The sequence below is a fragment of the Phycisphaeraceae bacterium genome, from assembly GCA_020639155.1.
Lineage (GTDB): Bacteria > Planctomycetota > Phycisphaerae > Phycisphaerales > UBA1924 > JACKHF01.
The window spans coordinates 1958127-1972598 of record JACKHF010000001.1 but is presented as its reverse complement, the minus strand read 5'-3'; the positions used below and the strand labels follow the sequence as shown (position 1 = coordinate 1972598).

The following is a 14472-nucleotide window of genomic DNA, read 5'->3' as shown; positions in this document are numbered from 1 at the left end:
CTAATCCTCCGCCCGCTCGCCCTCGGGCGCCATCTTCACAATCTTCGGGTCAAACCTTGCCACCGGCGTCACAAGATCTACTTGCTGCGCCATCACCTGCTCGATGTCCTTGTACGCGCCGGGCGACTCGTCCGCACCCGCAGAAAGCACCGTGATCCCCTGCTTTGCGAGCATCCCGCGAACCGCGCCGAACCGGAACTTCTCGCGTGCCTTTGTGCGCGAGAGCACACGACCTGCGCCGTGACTCGACGATCGAAGTGAATCGGATGACCCTGCGCCCACAACAACATACCCGGGTGTCGCCATCGTACCCGGAATAATGCCCATCACGCCGTCGCCCGCGGGTGTTGCGCCCTTGCGATGCACGACGACCTCTTCCTGCACGCCATCAACCTCATGCGTTTCCAGCCACGCGAAGTTGTGATGGTTCTCAACGTCCGCGATGACCTTCGCGCCGAGATGCTTCGCGATCGCACGATGGATGCACTCGTGGTTCGCTGCTGCGTACCTGCCCATGAGATTCATCGCGGTCCAGTACTCCTGCCCCGCGTCTGACTTCATGTCGAGCCACGCAAGGTACGAGAACTGCTTTGGAAGTTCCGGATGGTTTGCCCGGGCAATATCTGAATAGTGCTGACAGATCGATGCGCCGCTCCCTCGACTGCCCGAGTGCGACATAAACGCAACATATGTACCCGGCTCAAGATCCCACTTCGCGTGCGAGCCGGCTTCTGATTGTTGTGATACACGTCGTGGTGCGTTCTCAAAAACCGTGAGCAGCCCGAACTCCACGAAGTGATTCCCCGAACCACTCGTGCCAAGCTGCGTCCACGCCTTGTTCTTCAGTTTGCGGGTCACGTGCGACGCGTCCCACGCAGCGTCGTCCATCACCGCGTGCTGATGTCTGTCGTACCCACGGAATGCGCCGCCAACACCGAATCGTGTCTCGGCTTCGATCGCACCAGCCAATCGATCCCGCACGTGCGGATGGTCGATCTGCTTCGAGTTCAGATCGAGCACGGTCATCTTCATCCGGCATGCGATATCCACACCGACCGCGTAGGGAATCACCGCGTCGCGCGTGGCGAGCACTCCGCCGATCGGAAGTCCGTACCCGACATGCGCATCGGGCATCAGTGCTCCAGCGACCGACACCGGCAACGAGCACGCATTGCGCAACTGATCGAGCGAGTTCTGATCAAAGTCGACACCGACCTCACCCCAGATGCGATGCGGACATGGGTCCATTTGAGCTAGCGTCTCAACTGGAGAATCTGTGTCTGAGCGCGCAGCAGCGTGGTGTTTCTTTCGTTTTCTGCCCATGGGAGCGTCCTGTGTGTGATTCCGGTAAAAAGCCAACCGGGTGTTGTGTAGAAAAATCAACAAGAATCGGCGGCAGAATTTCCGTATTTGGGGGAGTTTTATGGCACTTCTGTTCCCATTGTCCAAACAAACCTGATATATTTTGTGTCTGCTCTGGAATGTGAGACAGGCTTCTCACAACAACACATCGCACGCAAGGCTGTTCCTTCCGACCTCCGGGTTGCGCACCGGCGGGATGAGCCAAGGGGATAGTGTCACGATGGGTGAAGCAGAGAAGAGCGCGGTCGCATTGCATCCTCATGTCGACCCAGTGGTCGTTGAGATGGACCTCCCGGGATCATTGTGCAATGTCTGGCATGCCCTGACAACCACCGATGGTGCGCAGGCATTCCTTGGATGCAATGTTCAAATTGAGCTTTGCATCGGCGGGCCATATGAAATCCTCTTTGATGCCTCGCAGCCCGCGGGGAAGCGAGGATCTGAAACGTGCGCCATCCTGAGTTTCCTACCACAACGAATCCTCAGTTTTACATGGAACGCGCCACCTCAGTTCACACACGCGCGAGATCGTCACACATGGGTCATCATCGAACTGGAACCGGTGACCGCAAACGAGACCTCACTTCGGCTCACCCATCTGGGATGGTCTGAGCAGATTTCTCAGCACCCCGATCATCGTGAGGAATGGCTTGCAGTCAGGACATACTTTGCGAATGCCTGGCCTCGGTTCTTCTCCGCACTCCAGCGACATCTTTCTGACCGGAACTGATCTGAGCTATAGGGCGTTTGCTCGCCAAGCAAGCAGACTAATCACAAATTTCAATGTTATTGGACTTTATCTGGGTCCATTTCTCTCACGCACAGCAGATCACGTGAATACCGTCGATTTATGGAAGCAGAACGCCCACGCAGGTGTTCTGCTCTGTCACATCATCAGCAGACAAACAGCTGCTGAGGAAAACTGGAGCCGCGCACCGTTGCGCTCGCGCTCCACTCGCAGCTGATATCAGAACGGAGATCACAGATCATGATGAAGAAAGCACTCACCGTCGCAGCAGTTACCGTGCTCGCTGGCACAGCGTATGCACAGTCTACAAAGACTGATGCACAGACCAAGCCGGCTCAGGCGGCCCCTGCTCAGACACTGAACATTGGTGACAAGGCTCCTGCAATCAACGTTGAAACCTGGGTGAAGGGTGAACCTATCACTGGGTATGAGTCGGGTCGCGTGTACGTTGTTGAGTTCTGGGCAACATGGTGCGGTCCGTGCATTGCACAGATGCCCCATCTCTCACAAATTGCCCGCACCTACAAGGACAAGGGCGTCGCGGTTGTTGGTGTCAATATCTGGGAGCGCAAGTACGACGACAAGACGCTCGACACCGTCAAGGGGTTCGTCGAAGGCAAGGGCGACGACATGGGATACACAGTTGCATTCGATGGTGCATCGAAAGCGATGGATGGAGCCTTCATGAAAGCCGCAAACCGTCGCGGTATTCCGAGCACATTTGTGATTGACGGAAATGCAAACGTCGCGTGGATCGGCCATCCCATGTGGCTTGACGCAGTTGTCGAAAAAGTTGTTGATGGCACATGGGATTACGAGAAGGGGCCAGCCTCTATCGCAGCATCCGAGGAGAAGCTTTCCACAGCATTTCGCATGGCATCAACTGAGCCTGCAACAGCGCTCGAAGCGTTCAATGCTGTCAAGGAGATGCATCCCAGCATCGCACACATGTACGAGGATCTCTACTTCAATCTGCTGCTGACCAATGGGCAGTTTAACAAGGCGTACGGACTCGGTGAGGAGTTGGTCCAAGGCGCGATGAGCGCAAAGGATGCAAACAAACTGAACGCAATCGCGTGGGCGATCGTCAATCCCGAGGCGGCTATCGAAAAGCGCGACCTGAACTTAGCATCCAAGGCTGCCGAGAACGCCGACAAGATTTCGGGCGGCGAGAGCCCCGCCATCATGGACACCCTCGCGCGTGTCTACTTCCTCAAGGGTGAAATCGATCGAGCAATCGAGATCCAGACAAAGGCTGTCGAACTTGTTCCGGAGCGTGCCAAGGAGCAGTACACCAAGGCACTCAATGAGTACAAGGCTGCAAAGAAGTAAGAGCTCACTCACAACACCGTGAGACGACAGGAGCCCCGACACACGTCGGGGCTCCTTTTCTTGTTAACCGCACTCATATGGGCATCCTGATTGAGCGGTATTCCGTACAATCAGGTGCATGCTTCCCCAGCACTGGCTGTTCCATCCTGTCACGATCTGCTGGCTGATCGCTGGAGTATTGCTCTCGTGGAGCATATCGCTGTTCGTGCGTGCAGGCATTGAAAAACGCGATGAGAAACTCGCGAAGGAACGCCGACTGGCCAAAGGCAACACCGAACCACTCCCCTCCAAGCAAAGGCCAAAGCGAACACTCTCAAGCATTGTCAACGCAAGAACTTCATCACCAACTGCCACATTCTCTGCTGCTGTTATCGCATTCATTCTCTCCCTGGGGACGATTGGGCTTGCTGTCACCCTTGAGCAGTCGCTGGATCAGTTCGGCGTTGGCACAAGCAGCACGCATGGCGGCCTCTTCGTGCTTGCGTGCGGGCTCGCACTTGGTGCGATCGCAAATATTGTCTGGGGTGTTGTCGGTGATCGGTCCCGAGGCAGGCAGCGATGCCCCGCGTGCTGGTACGACATGGCTGCAACGCCGCGAAGTGCTGAGGCTTCACCGAAGAGTGCTTCTTCAACTGACAATCCAACACCAATCTGCGTCTGTCCCGAGTGCGGTCGAGAAGTCTTTGCAGAAGAAGATCTTCTCCGCGCAAGGAAACAGCGATGGAAGATCGCTCTGGGCATCTTTCTCCTGCTTCTGGGCTTCAGCTCATATCTGGTCGAGCGCTACCAGCGTGGTGGTGTCGTTGCTATGGTGCCGACATGGGCGCTTGTACTGGGTACAACACAACTTCCCGATGATTGGTTCGATGAAGACTGGACGATCAACCACGACATCGACGCATCACTCACAGGGCGCATTGGCGCGCGGCGGTTCCTGTTGCTCGACGACTGGTTGATACGAAGAAAAATCCACTCGCTGCTGTTCTCAGACGACGAAGAAACGATCAAGCGTGGAAGCCGCTTGTATTCTACATATGTCAATCGTGGCGATAGTAACACGCCAGATTCACTCTACTTTGAGAAATCTATTGCACGGCATGCCGTTACTGTACTTCTTGATCTTCAGAGGTCCGATGCTGCACGCGCAACAGCCGCAACAATGATCGCACAGCAACCGCTTGACGAGATGGCCCATGCGATTGCAAAGCACAAAGACAGGGTCACGAGCGACGATCTCGTCGCAATGCTTGAGCGCCTGCTCGATTCGGACCAGTCGATGTACTCATCAGGCTTGTGGATCTTATCTGATGGGATTGCCGAATCGCTCGTGTTTCTCGTGCTCGCAGACCCAAACGAATCGCCCGATCGGGTCGATCATCTCATCGAACCACTGGTTGCAAACATCATGACGCCCCTGCCTGCAAATGGCAACCGCGCATTATGGACACGCATCTATGAGCTTTCACGCTACGCATCTGCGCTCATTGCAATCGGCTCACAAAGCCCCGCTGCTCGCGAGGCGATCATGCACATCCTTGAGGACGACACACTGGACAATCAGATCCAGTCGAGTGTGCTCTTCCCGCTGTGGAACTTCGAGCTGCATGGCGTTCTTCCGCCCTCGCTCTCTGAGCTTTTTGACAGAGCAAAGGAAAGCTCGTCACCACGTCTGCGACTCCGTATTGCCCAACTTGAGTTGTTTTCGCTTCTGTCCACCGCGACTGAGGATGAGCCGTCAGATGACATGCTGCAACACGCCCGAGTCATACTCGACTGTTTGCGTCAGGACCCGAATCTGGCTTTGCTGGCACCGGGATCGTTCGGCATGTTCCTGAATCCCGAGCTTCTTAGAGAGAACGAGGACGTGTTTCGAGTCATGCTCACAAGTGCAGACATCCACGTACGCACTGTCGCGATCAGCATCGTTTCAGAATCAATCTCGCGGATGGGTCGGTTCCAAAGCAAAGAACGGATCAACGAGCTCACCGCAATCTATGCCGGCTGGTCAGCAGTCATCAAAGAAGCGGGCATGCCCGGACCAAATGATCAGCAGGCTGATGCCGACTGGTTGAAGGAGCTCTGCGACGATGTTGTTCGATCGCTCGAAACCGATTCATCCGATGCATCGTGAGCAGCATTACACGCCCAGCTTCTCTGCGAGGAATGCACTGACGTTCTCCATCGGCATGCGTTCCTGCGCACCGGTATCGCGATCGCGCACCGTCACCGTACCGTCGGTCAGCGTCTCGCCGTCGATCGTGAAACAGAACGGGCACCCAGCCTCGTCCATGCGTGCGTAGCGCTTCCCGATCGACTGTTTCTCGTCGTACTCAATGAACCCGAGACGACCGAACTTGGCGCGCAGCTCCGCGTGCAGCTTCTCCGCTGCTTCAGGCATGCCGTCCTTCTTTACCAGCGGGAACACGGCAGCCTTGATCGGCGCGATGCGAGGATGGAACTTCATCAACTCCGGGCTGGGGCGCGTCTCATCAACGGTGTATGCCTCGCAGATCAATGCGAGCACACCTCGATCAAGACCCGCTGCTGGCTCAATGCAATGCGGCAAATACCGCTCACCCTTGGGCTGCCCGTTGGGCGCGAGCTCTCCCCGCTCTGTATCAAAGTACTCAAGCTTCGCACCCGAGTGCTTCTGATGCTGCGTCAGGTCGAAGTTGCCTCGATGGGCGATGCCTTCGAGCTCACCAAACTCGGGCGCAGTAAAAGGGAACTTGTATTCCACGTCGCTTGTACCAACTGAGTAATGGCTCAACTCGTCCTTGTCGTGCTCGCGCAAAGTCAGATTCACACCGGCAAGCCCGATGGACTGCCACCACTCCATGCGAAAATCACGCCAGAACGTGTACCAATCCTGCGAATCATCTGGATGACAGAAGAACTCAAGCTCGGCCTGCTCGAACTCGCGCGACCGGAACGTGAAGTTGCGAGGCGTGATCTCATTCCGGAACGACTTTCCCGTGTTACCGATACCAAATGGAAGCTTCACGCGCGATGTATCTACAACATTCTTGAAGTGAATGAATATCCCCTGCGCAGTCTCGGGGCGCAGATATACCTTGCTATCCTCGGTCTGCGTCAATCCTGAATATGACTCAAACATCAGTTTGAATGCAGCGGGTTCACCGAGTGGGCCGCCACAGCGCGGACATGGATCCTGCAATCCTGTCGCATCAAGCTGCTCGGTTGCAATATACTGCGTGATTTCGGTCACATCCAGCGGCGCGTCGGGCTGCCCGTTGATACGTGTCGCAAGAAAACTCATCGTGACTTCGGTGTTCTTCACGACCGCAAGATTCGGAGCAAGTTTCTTGCCCTTCTTTTTCGCCCACTGCATCAGACGTTGTGCATCGACCTTTGGGTACTTTGTCCCTTCCGGTGAAGGCTCAAACTCCTGGATCATCGAGTTGAACCAGTCCGACGATGTCACGATGATGTCCCACAACTGATCTGCGCGCACAAAGTGCCCACAACTCGCGCACTTCCGCATCGGATCAGCAAACCCTGCAAGGTGCCCCGATGCTTCCCATACCTTTGGATTCTGGATGATGCACGTTTCCACGGGCACAGTCTCAACACGCCTTCCATTAGGACCGGTGCGCCCCCAGCACGGGTTCATGATCATGTCCTGCCACCACGCGTCGCGGAGGTTCTTCTTGAGCTGCGAGCCGAGCGGGCCGTAATCCCAGAATCCGTTGATACCGCCATAGATCTCGCTGGCGGGATAGATGAACCCACGGCGCTTGCACAGCGCCATGATCTTGTCCATCGACTTTGTCGCGTTGTCCTGCGACGACGCAGCGGTATTGGGTGCTGATGTACTCATGCGTGATCCTATCTGAGAGAGACGTTTTTTCCGTCGGGTAGCGACAGTAGCGAGTCTGGTCATTCTTCTGCAAGACGATTCTTCATATTTATAGGACTATTTGCTGCTTCTCCGGTGCTGAATCTCTTTCTCAACGACAGAAAATCGTTCCAGACGGTCACCAAGAGCAGATTTCCGCATCCTATTTATGGATATATCGAAAAGTAACGATATATTGATAAATATGAGCGACTTTACATGGATCACATCTCTCGACGACCTGACGGAAGCAGCCGAGTGCTTCCGCACGCTCGCCCATCCGGTCCGTCTTCGCATGATCGAGGTGCTGCTCGACCACCGGCTGACCGTCGGCGAGATTGCGGAACTGTGCGAGATCCAACCCCACGCCGCATCGGAGCACTTGGGCATGATGCGGGATCGCGGACTGCTCGATGCGGAGCGCGAGGGACGCAAGATGTTTTACACAATCGCAGAACCGGGGCTGCGGTCCATCATGGACTGCGTGCACCGGAGATATCGAGGCGAGCCATCGTGTGATAGGCCGCCAGTCAATCAAAAGGAGAATGCACGATGAAGAATCCACTGACCATTCCACGATGGTCGCCGTACGCGGTTGGCGCGTCGATCGGTGTGCTCTCGTGGATCACGTTCGTGTTCATGGGCAAGGCGCTCGGCGCATCAACAACAGCCGTGCGCGCTGCTGGCGCAGTCGAGCGCGTTGTCGCAAAGGACCACGCCGAGAACAGCGCGTACATCGCGAAGTATCTCGGGTCCGGCGAAACACTCAAACCCGTGTTCGACTGGCAGTTCATGCTGGTCATCGCGCTGGCGATTGGCGCGTTCATCGCAGCCAGGCTTGCGCACGCGAGTCTCAAAGAACACGTTCCCGCGATCTGGACCAGCAGGTTCGGATCATCACGCGGGCTCCGCTACGGCGCAGCGTTTCTCGGCGGCATCATTCTCATCATCGGCGCACGCATGGCTGGCGGCTGCACATCAGGACACGGGATCTCCGGCGGGTTGCAGCTCTCAACATCGGCGTATGTGTTTATGGCCGCAATGTTTCTTGGAGGCGTGCCGACAGCGCTACTGCTCTACGGCAGAAAGGGCGCAGCGTGCGCAGTTCCAGCAAGCACCGACTCCACATCAACAACGGAGGTGACCAATGCCTAACGTGACACTCGCAAGTGCCTGGTTTGACAGTCCTTCAAATCTGCTGCTCGGTGTGCTGACAGGGCTCGTGTTCGGATTCCTGCTCCAGAAGGGCGGCGTGACACGGTTCGATGTCATCGTCAACCAGTTCAGGTTCAAGGACAACACTGTGCTGAAGACAATGCTGACCGCAATTATTGTGGGCGGCGTGGGCCTGTACGCGATGAAAGCGTTTGGCATGGATATCAAGTCGCATGTGAAAACCGCAGCACTCGTTGCGGTCGGAGGTGGCGGATTGATCTTTGGCATCGGAATGGCATTGCTCGGGTACTGCCCCGGTACAGCCGTCGCTGCGATCGGCGAGGGATCACGCCACGCGATCTTCGGTGTCGTCGGCATGGTTGTTGGCGCAGCGGTGTATGCGGAGATCTATCCCTGGCTCAACAAGAATGTGCTGAAGGTGCAGGATCTCGGGAAGGTGACGATTCCTGAGCAGTTGCACCTGAGTCCGTGGATCATGCTGATCGCACTCATTGCTGGTGCAGGCGCATTGTTTTTCGCGATGGAACGCATGGACAAGCACGCACCGGACGCGTGAGCGAATCCAGTCAGATACAAAACAACCGGAGGTCATCAGCCTCCGGTTGTTCGTTTGTTTGAGATATCTGCTTACGCGAACTTCCGCACACACACACAGTCGTTCTGCCCGCCAAACCCGAACCCGTTTGACAGGCACACATCGACACCGCCAGCAGCGTTCAGGTCACGAGCCTTGTTCCGCACATAATCGAGATCGCACTCGGGATCAGGATCGTTCAGGTTTACGGTTGGTGGCACCCAGCCGGTGCGGATCGCCTGCACGCACGTCATCATCTCGACAACGCCCGCTGCCTGGATGAGATGGCCCATCATGGATTTCACTGACGAGAACGGCACCTTCGGCGCAAGCTCTCCGAAAACACCCTTGACGGCTTTCGTCTCGATCGCGTCGTTCTCCTGCGTGCCGGTGCCGTGCGCGGAGATGTAATGCACACGCGGTCTGCCACTCGCGTCTGTGGTACGTGGGTCGACTCCCGCTTGCCCGAGCGCATCGTTCATTGCAGCCTGCGCACCAAGACCATCGGGCTGGATGTCGGTAATGCGGAACGCGTCAGCCGATGATCCATACCCTGCGAGTTCAGCGATAGGTGTTGCGCCGCGCGCGAGTGCGTGGTCGAGTGATTCGAGCACCACAATGCCCGCACCCTCTCCCATGACAAATCCCTCGCGCGATCGATCGAATGGACGCGACGCGTGCTGTGGATCATCACGGCGCGTCGACATCGCGGTCAGACGAATGAACCCTGTCATCCCGAGCGGATGAATCATGGAATGCGCACCACCCGCGAGCATGACATCGGCATCGCCACGACGGATCATCTCGCTCGCTTCACCAACAGACTGCGTGCTTGCTGCGCACGCGGTCATGCAGTTGAGCGCTGGCCCGCGCGCCCCGAACGCACGGGCAAGATGATGGATCGCCATGTGTGGATCCTGCTCAAGCTCGTTCTCCTTATTGAGCGCTTCCATCGCGTGCGCGAACCACTTCTCACCGACCATCGTGCGCTGCTCAGCATCCCAACCAACGAGATTTGTTGTAAAGAAAGGGTCGGAATCGATCGGCCCTTCACCCGCACCCAGGTAGATACCAACACGACGCGGATCGCGCATCGCGCTGATGTTCAACCCGGCTTGCCTGCACGCAACCGCGCCAGCCGCAAGCGCAAACTTCGTATTAATGCGCACATGCGAGAATCGCTTCGCGTCATCGACAAAGTCTGCAAGATCAAACTCGGGCACCTGGGCGGCAAAGTTTGTTGCAAATGTCTCGTGGTCGTAGCGGGTAACGGGGCCAATCGCGATATCGCCCTTCAAAAGACGCGACCAGACCGTGTCCACGTCAAACCCGAGCGGTGTGACCCACCCCATGCCCGTGATCACAACGCGGTCAGCACCCATGGTCTGCAGTTCCATCTGGTCGGGTTTCAACACCGAGCGAATCACTCGTCGTCGTCGGTTACCTCGACATCGTCGTCATGGTCCGCGTCGTCGCCGCCTTCGCCGTCCTGATCCTCGCGCATCGCACGGATTTTCTCCATGTTCAGCACACGGACAAGCCCGTCCTTCAGGCGACGCTCGCCGAAGTTGATAAGCAACCCAAGATCAAGATCAAGCTCACGCAGTTGCGCCATGACTTCGCGGCGATCACCGATGTGGACATCGCCGGGACGCGCAAGCACGCCAAGCACAAACTTATCCTCAATCAGCAGGTCAACTGTGATCTTTCCGATCTCCTTATCGTCGTAGAACACAGCGATGTCATGGTTCTGCTTGTACTTGATCTCCGCCTTCTGCAGTTCGATCAGCAGCGCCTGGCGGTAGATATTTTCCGGGAATCCGGGTCCAAGTTCCATGTGGACTTCAATCGCGCAACCAATGACGCGACGACTGATGTCTGTCAACCCCGAATCGAGTTCGGAGAGGGGGATGCCACGCCGCTTCTGATAATGGCCACCACCGCCGCCGCCGCGATAGTGCCCTCCGCGATCACCGCCGCGGTCGCGGTCGTAGCCTCGATCGTTCCCGCGATTGTCGTATGGTCGATTGCCATGGCGGTGGTAGGACATGTGCTGTACTCCTTGTGTGTGGTTGGTGTGGAAGCGGAATGCCCGTTGTTGTGTTCAAAGCGCCTCTCTGGGCGATAGGTGCGCCAAGATCGCCGATGATGCCTGTGCGGCGAGTTCTTCAGGGTAGCCCGTCTGCGCGTGACAGGACAACCGCTGCGGCAAGCCCGCCCATGCTATATGAACAGACAAGCGCATGACGCGGTTTTTGATCCGTAACAGGGATTTCACCCCGGCTCAAACAGGCCGCAGCGACTGCGGTCTGCACAGCGCCCTGCGATGCCCACGACAACCCGATGATGGGAACCAGATCAATACGAGCGATGCTGTCGAGCCGATCACCGAAGACCTCCGCCAGCGCGTTCCACTCTGCCTGATCACGCGAGGGCACGCCAACACCCTGCGGGACAATCAGATCAATGTCGTCCGGCGAAAGGTTCGCATCCTGCAGTGCTAATTCAACTGCGCCAACGACACCCTGGTGTGTTCCAATGGGCCAATAGGATGCTCCGGGATCAGAGTCGGTTGCATCTGCAACATCCATCGCTGCACCGAACCCAGAAAGCACCGCGTGGACACTCGCACCGCGAGCACGTGCAGACTCAAGAGCCTCAAGAACTAGCAAGCCGCTCGACTCACCAGCGATGCCGCCGCGTGACACATTGGCAAACGGCTGGACAATATCACCCACACGCGAGGCGTCATCCTCTGTCACCTCGGCAAGCTGGCCCGCGTACCACATGCGCATCATGCCCATGGGGTTCAGCTTTGACTCGCCGCCTCCCGCGATGCTCGCGTCTGCCTTCCCGCGCTCAATCACGCGCGCACTCTCACCGAGCGACGAAAGTGAACTCGCCTCACCGCATGTGATCGTATTCGACGGCCCCTCTGCACCATGCACAATCGTGACATGACACGCGAGCATATTGGGCAGGTACTTGAGCAGCCAGAGCGGCGGCAGATTGCCCATACCACTCGTCCCCCACTTCTTCAGATCGAGCTTTGTTGGATCGGCATCGCTCCGCGCAGATGCAAACGCGTAGCTCAGTTCGTTCGTCTCAGCTGCAATAAGACCAGCACCGACGTGGCACCCGAGGCGTGACGCGGGATACGTCAGCTTCGCGTTCTCATCCTCGCTGCCACGTGTCACGAGCTTTGCATCATCAACTGCGAGCTTTGCGCTCACAACCGCGAGTTCGATATCGCGAGCCATCACCTTGGTCGCTTTGCGGTAGCTCTTGGGCACCCAGTCACGGACAGAGAACTCGGGCACCTGTGCAGCGAGCCTCGACGGGAACCCCTCAGCATCGAAACTCGTGATCGGGCCGATGCACGATCTGCCCGCTCCGAGAGCATCCCACAGCGCATCGATACCGATTCCAGCAGCGGACACCACGCCAAGGCCTGTGATTGCAACGGGTCGTTTCATCAGAGGACAGTAGGAGCCAAATCGGCAGCTGCAACAAACCAGCAGCCAAACAGGAAGCCTGCTCGGATAAGCCATCTCTTTTCTACAATTTTAATACACTACGTGCATCTGCTTCGATCGATATTCGTTACAATAGCGCAGAGTCGAACAGGTTGAGTCGCAACGGATCCAGCAGGTAACACATGAATCATTTAGTCAAAATGTTCCTCACAGTATCTGGAGTAATAGGTCTCGCAACAGCTTCATCGGCCCAGCAAACGTACACATTCACCGGGGCTGTCGACGATCAGTGGGATAACGCATCGAACTGGGATCCGCCAATGATCCCCTTCGGCGATCCGAACGCAACTGTTATTCTCCCCTCCGGCAAATCTGTATATCACGGATACTTCGAACCGAACACGATCCATTCATTGCAAATGGGAGAGGGATCATCGATTGCAAAGTATGGGAACTCGCTTGAAGTCACCGGACCCAGTCTGTTGACAGGATCAATTAGCAATCAAGGATCATTTCTTTCGCTCACCCATCCCCAGAACCAACTACGTGGAAACTTGACAACCAACGCCTACTTTGGCCTGCTGAGCATTGCTTCAGAGAGTACAGGCACCATGGGAAACCTGAATATCACGGGGAGCGAAGGTTACACAATGATTGATGTACCGAGTACAACCACAGCAAATCTGAACTGCAATGTCTATGAAGGGGAATCCACAGTCACAACAAGCGATGTTCTGGGCAACCTCATCGTATCCGGAACCAGCTTCAGCGGTTCTCACACTTGCGCCATAGCGACTGGCGACGTGAGCGGCAACGTGATCGCGAGCGCAACGGACAGCATCCACGTTTCCATTCATTGCAAAGATATTGGAGGCGATCTCGGCATTATCTCGAGTGGGTATGGTTGCCAACCCTGCGGAAGCTCCGGCGCATCGGTCCTTGCCCACCACGTGCAAGGCAAAGCGTCCGCAAGCTCTGCGGAATCCGGTGTCTCTTACATGAACGTGAAGAGCTGTGCTGAGCTTGTAAACAGCGACAGCTTCTGCACTATCAGTGAAGCGTCGCACCTGAACAAGTACACTGTGGCATGCAGTTCATACTACTCAGCAAGCAACACCATGTCAGGGCCTGGAATCGTTACAGTTGGTGAATGCTCTGTATACGCGGGCGACTACACATGGGGAAGCACGACATCCAGTGCCACAGCCGAATATATACATGTGCTCGACAAGCTTGCTGTTGGCGCAAGCACGTATCCAGGGTCTCCCTATTCTGCAAGCGCCATCTTGAGCACAAAGGAAATCCAGCTCGGCCCTCAAGCAGAAATTATTATTACTGAATCTGTCGGGATTTCAGCCGGTTCGTTTTCAACCGAGCAGACAAATGAGTTTTTATGGAGTTTTCACGGAAGACTCAGCGCGGGGTCCGCATTCTCAACGGGATCTCTCGAAGTTGCAGGAACCGATTATGGTGTCGATGGGTACTACGTGCAGAACTTCAATATCCCCAAGCTCCTCGTCAAAGGCACTCTGAGGCTTGTTGACAACATTGACAACGGCAATCGCACATTCGGCACGCCGGAAACTGTTTACTTTCCTGGCATCAGTGGTCAGGATGGACTTCAGATCAGCGATGGAGCGACGCTCGAGCTTGGCACGTTCAACGCGTATGCGTTCCTCAATGGCACATGGACAAATCTTCGCGATCTTGTTCCTGCTGGCAACAACTGCGTTCAGTTTGGTTCAGGGAACATCTGTATTGATCAGGTTTGCTACCCTGATTGTGATGGGAACGGCGTATTAAGCATCTTGGACTTCAGTTGTTTTACCAACGCGTATTCATCAGGCGATCCCTACGCCGACTGCGATGGCAACAGCCTGTTCAATGTCTTCGATTACATCTGCTTCGGCAACGCCTTCGCTGCAGGATGTCCATAGTGTTCATT

General features: G+C 56.2%; 12 protein-coding genes. 7 read left to right on the top strand and 5 right to left on the bottom strand.

Translation table 11 applies throughout. The annotated features are described in order from the left end of the window. Positions 1–1323, bottom strand: coding sequence for an RtcB family protein (locus H6815_08305; protein ID MCB9860442.1), 1323 nt, complete (start codon positions 1321–1323; stop codon positions 1–3). A 160-nt stretch (positions 1324–1483) separates the two neighbouring features. On the opposite strand from H6815_08305, the gene H6815_08300 reads away from it, so the two are divergent. The 3 genes from H6815_08300 (at position 1484) to H6815_08290 (ending at position 5573) form a co-directional block, all read left to right on the top strand. Further along, positions 1484–2092, top strand: a complete 609-nt coding sequence (locus H6815_08300) for an SRPBCC domain-containing protein (protein MCB9860441.1) — start codon at positions 1484–1486, stop codon at positions 2090–2092. Positions 2093–2350: 258 nt separating this feature from the next. Continuing rightward, positions 2351–3442 carry a redoxin family protein gene (locus H6815_08295; GenBank protein ID MCB9860440.1) on the top strand — a complete coding sequence of 364 codons (1092 nt, stop codon included), beginning with the start codon at positions 2351–2353 and terminating at the stop codon, positions 3440–3442. A gap of 118 nt (positions 3443–3560) precedes the next feature. Further along, positions 3561–5573 (top strand): hypothetical protein, encoded by a 2013-nt coding sequence (locus H6815_08290; GenBank protein ID MCB9860439.1) that lies wholly within the window; start codon positions 3561–3563, stop codon positions 5571–5573. Positions 5574–5579: 6 nt separating this feature from the next. On the opposite strand, the gene H6815_08285 is transcribed toward H6815_08290, so the two are convergent. Then, positions 5580–7226, bottom strand: coding sequence for a glycine--tRNA ligase (locus H6815_08285; protein MCB9860438.1), 1647 nt, complete (start codon positions 7224–7226; stop codon positions 5580–5582). Between the two features lie 280 nt (positions 7227–7506). On the opposite strand from H6815_08285, the gene H6815_08280 reads away from it, so the two are divergent. The 3 genes from H6815_08280 to H6815_08270 are packed head-to-tail and all read left to right on the top strand — an operon-like array spanning position 7507 to position 9033. Continuing rightward, positions 7507–7857, top strand: a complete 351-nt coding sequence (locus H6815_08280; GenBank protein ID MCB9860437.1) for a metalloregulator ArsR/SmtB family transcription factor — start codon at positions 7507–7509, stop codon at positions 7855–7857. Beyond that, on the top strand, positions 7854–8456 hold the full coding sequence (locus H6815_08275) for a YeeE/YedE family protein (GenBank protein ID MCB9860436.1): 603 nt from the start codon (positions 7854–7856) through the stop codon (positions 8454–8456). Before H6815_08280 ends, H6815_08275 begins: the two co-directional genes overlap by 4 nt. Beyond that, positions 8449–9033, top strand: a complete 585-nt coding sequence (locus tag H6815_08270) for a YeeE/YedE family protein (GenBank protein MCB9860435.1) — start codon at positions 8449–8451, stop codon at positions 9031–9033. The genes H6815_08275 and H6815_08270 overlap by 8 nt, the downstream gene beginning before the upstream one ends. Before the next feature lie 71 nt (positions 9034–9104). Here the strand turns inward: H6815_08270 and H6815_08265 are convergent, their stop codons facing one another. From H6815_08265 to H6815_08255, 3 genes are all read right to left on the bottom strand, one after another. Beyond that, positions 9105–10433 carry a beta-ketoacyl-[acyl-carrier-protein] synthase family protein gene (locus tag H6815_08265; GenBank protein MCB9860434.1) on the bottom strand — a complete coding sequence of 443 codons (1329 nt, stop codon included), beginning with the start codon at positions 10431–10433 and terminating at the stop codon, positions 9105–9107. Between the two features lie 41 nt (positions 10434–10474). Further along, a complete protein-coding gene (locus tag H6815_08260; GenBank protein ID MCB9860433.1) occupies positions 10475–11101 on the bottom strand; it encodes a GxxExxY protein in 627 nt (208 codons plus the stop codon). A 118-nt stretch (positions 11102–11219) separates the two neighbouring features. Further along, on the bottom strand, positions 11220–12527 hold the full coding sequence (locus tag H6815_08255) for a hypothetical protein (protein MCB9860432.1): 1308 nt from the start codon (positions 12525–12527) through the stop codon (positions 11220–11222). A gap of 182 nt (positions 12528–12709) precedes the next feature. Between H6815_08255 and H6815_08250 the strand changes: the two genes are divergently transcribed. Continuing rightward, positions 12710–14464, top strand: a complete 1755-nt coding sequence (locus H6815_08250; protein ID MCB9860431.1) for a hypothetical protein — start codon at positions 12710–12712, stop codon at positions 14462–14464. The last annotated feature ends 8 nt before the right edge of the window (positions 14465–14472 follow it).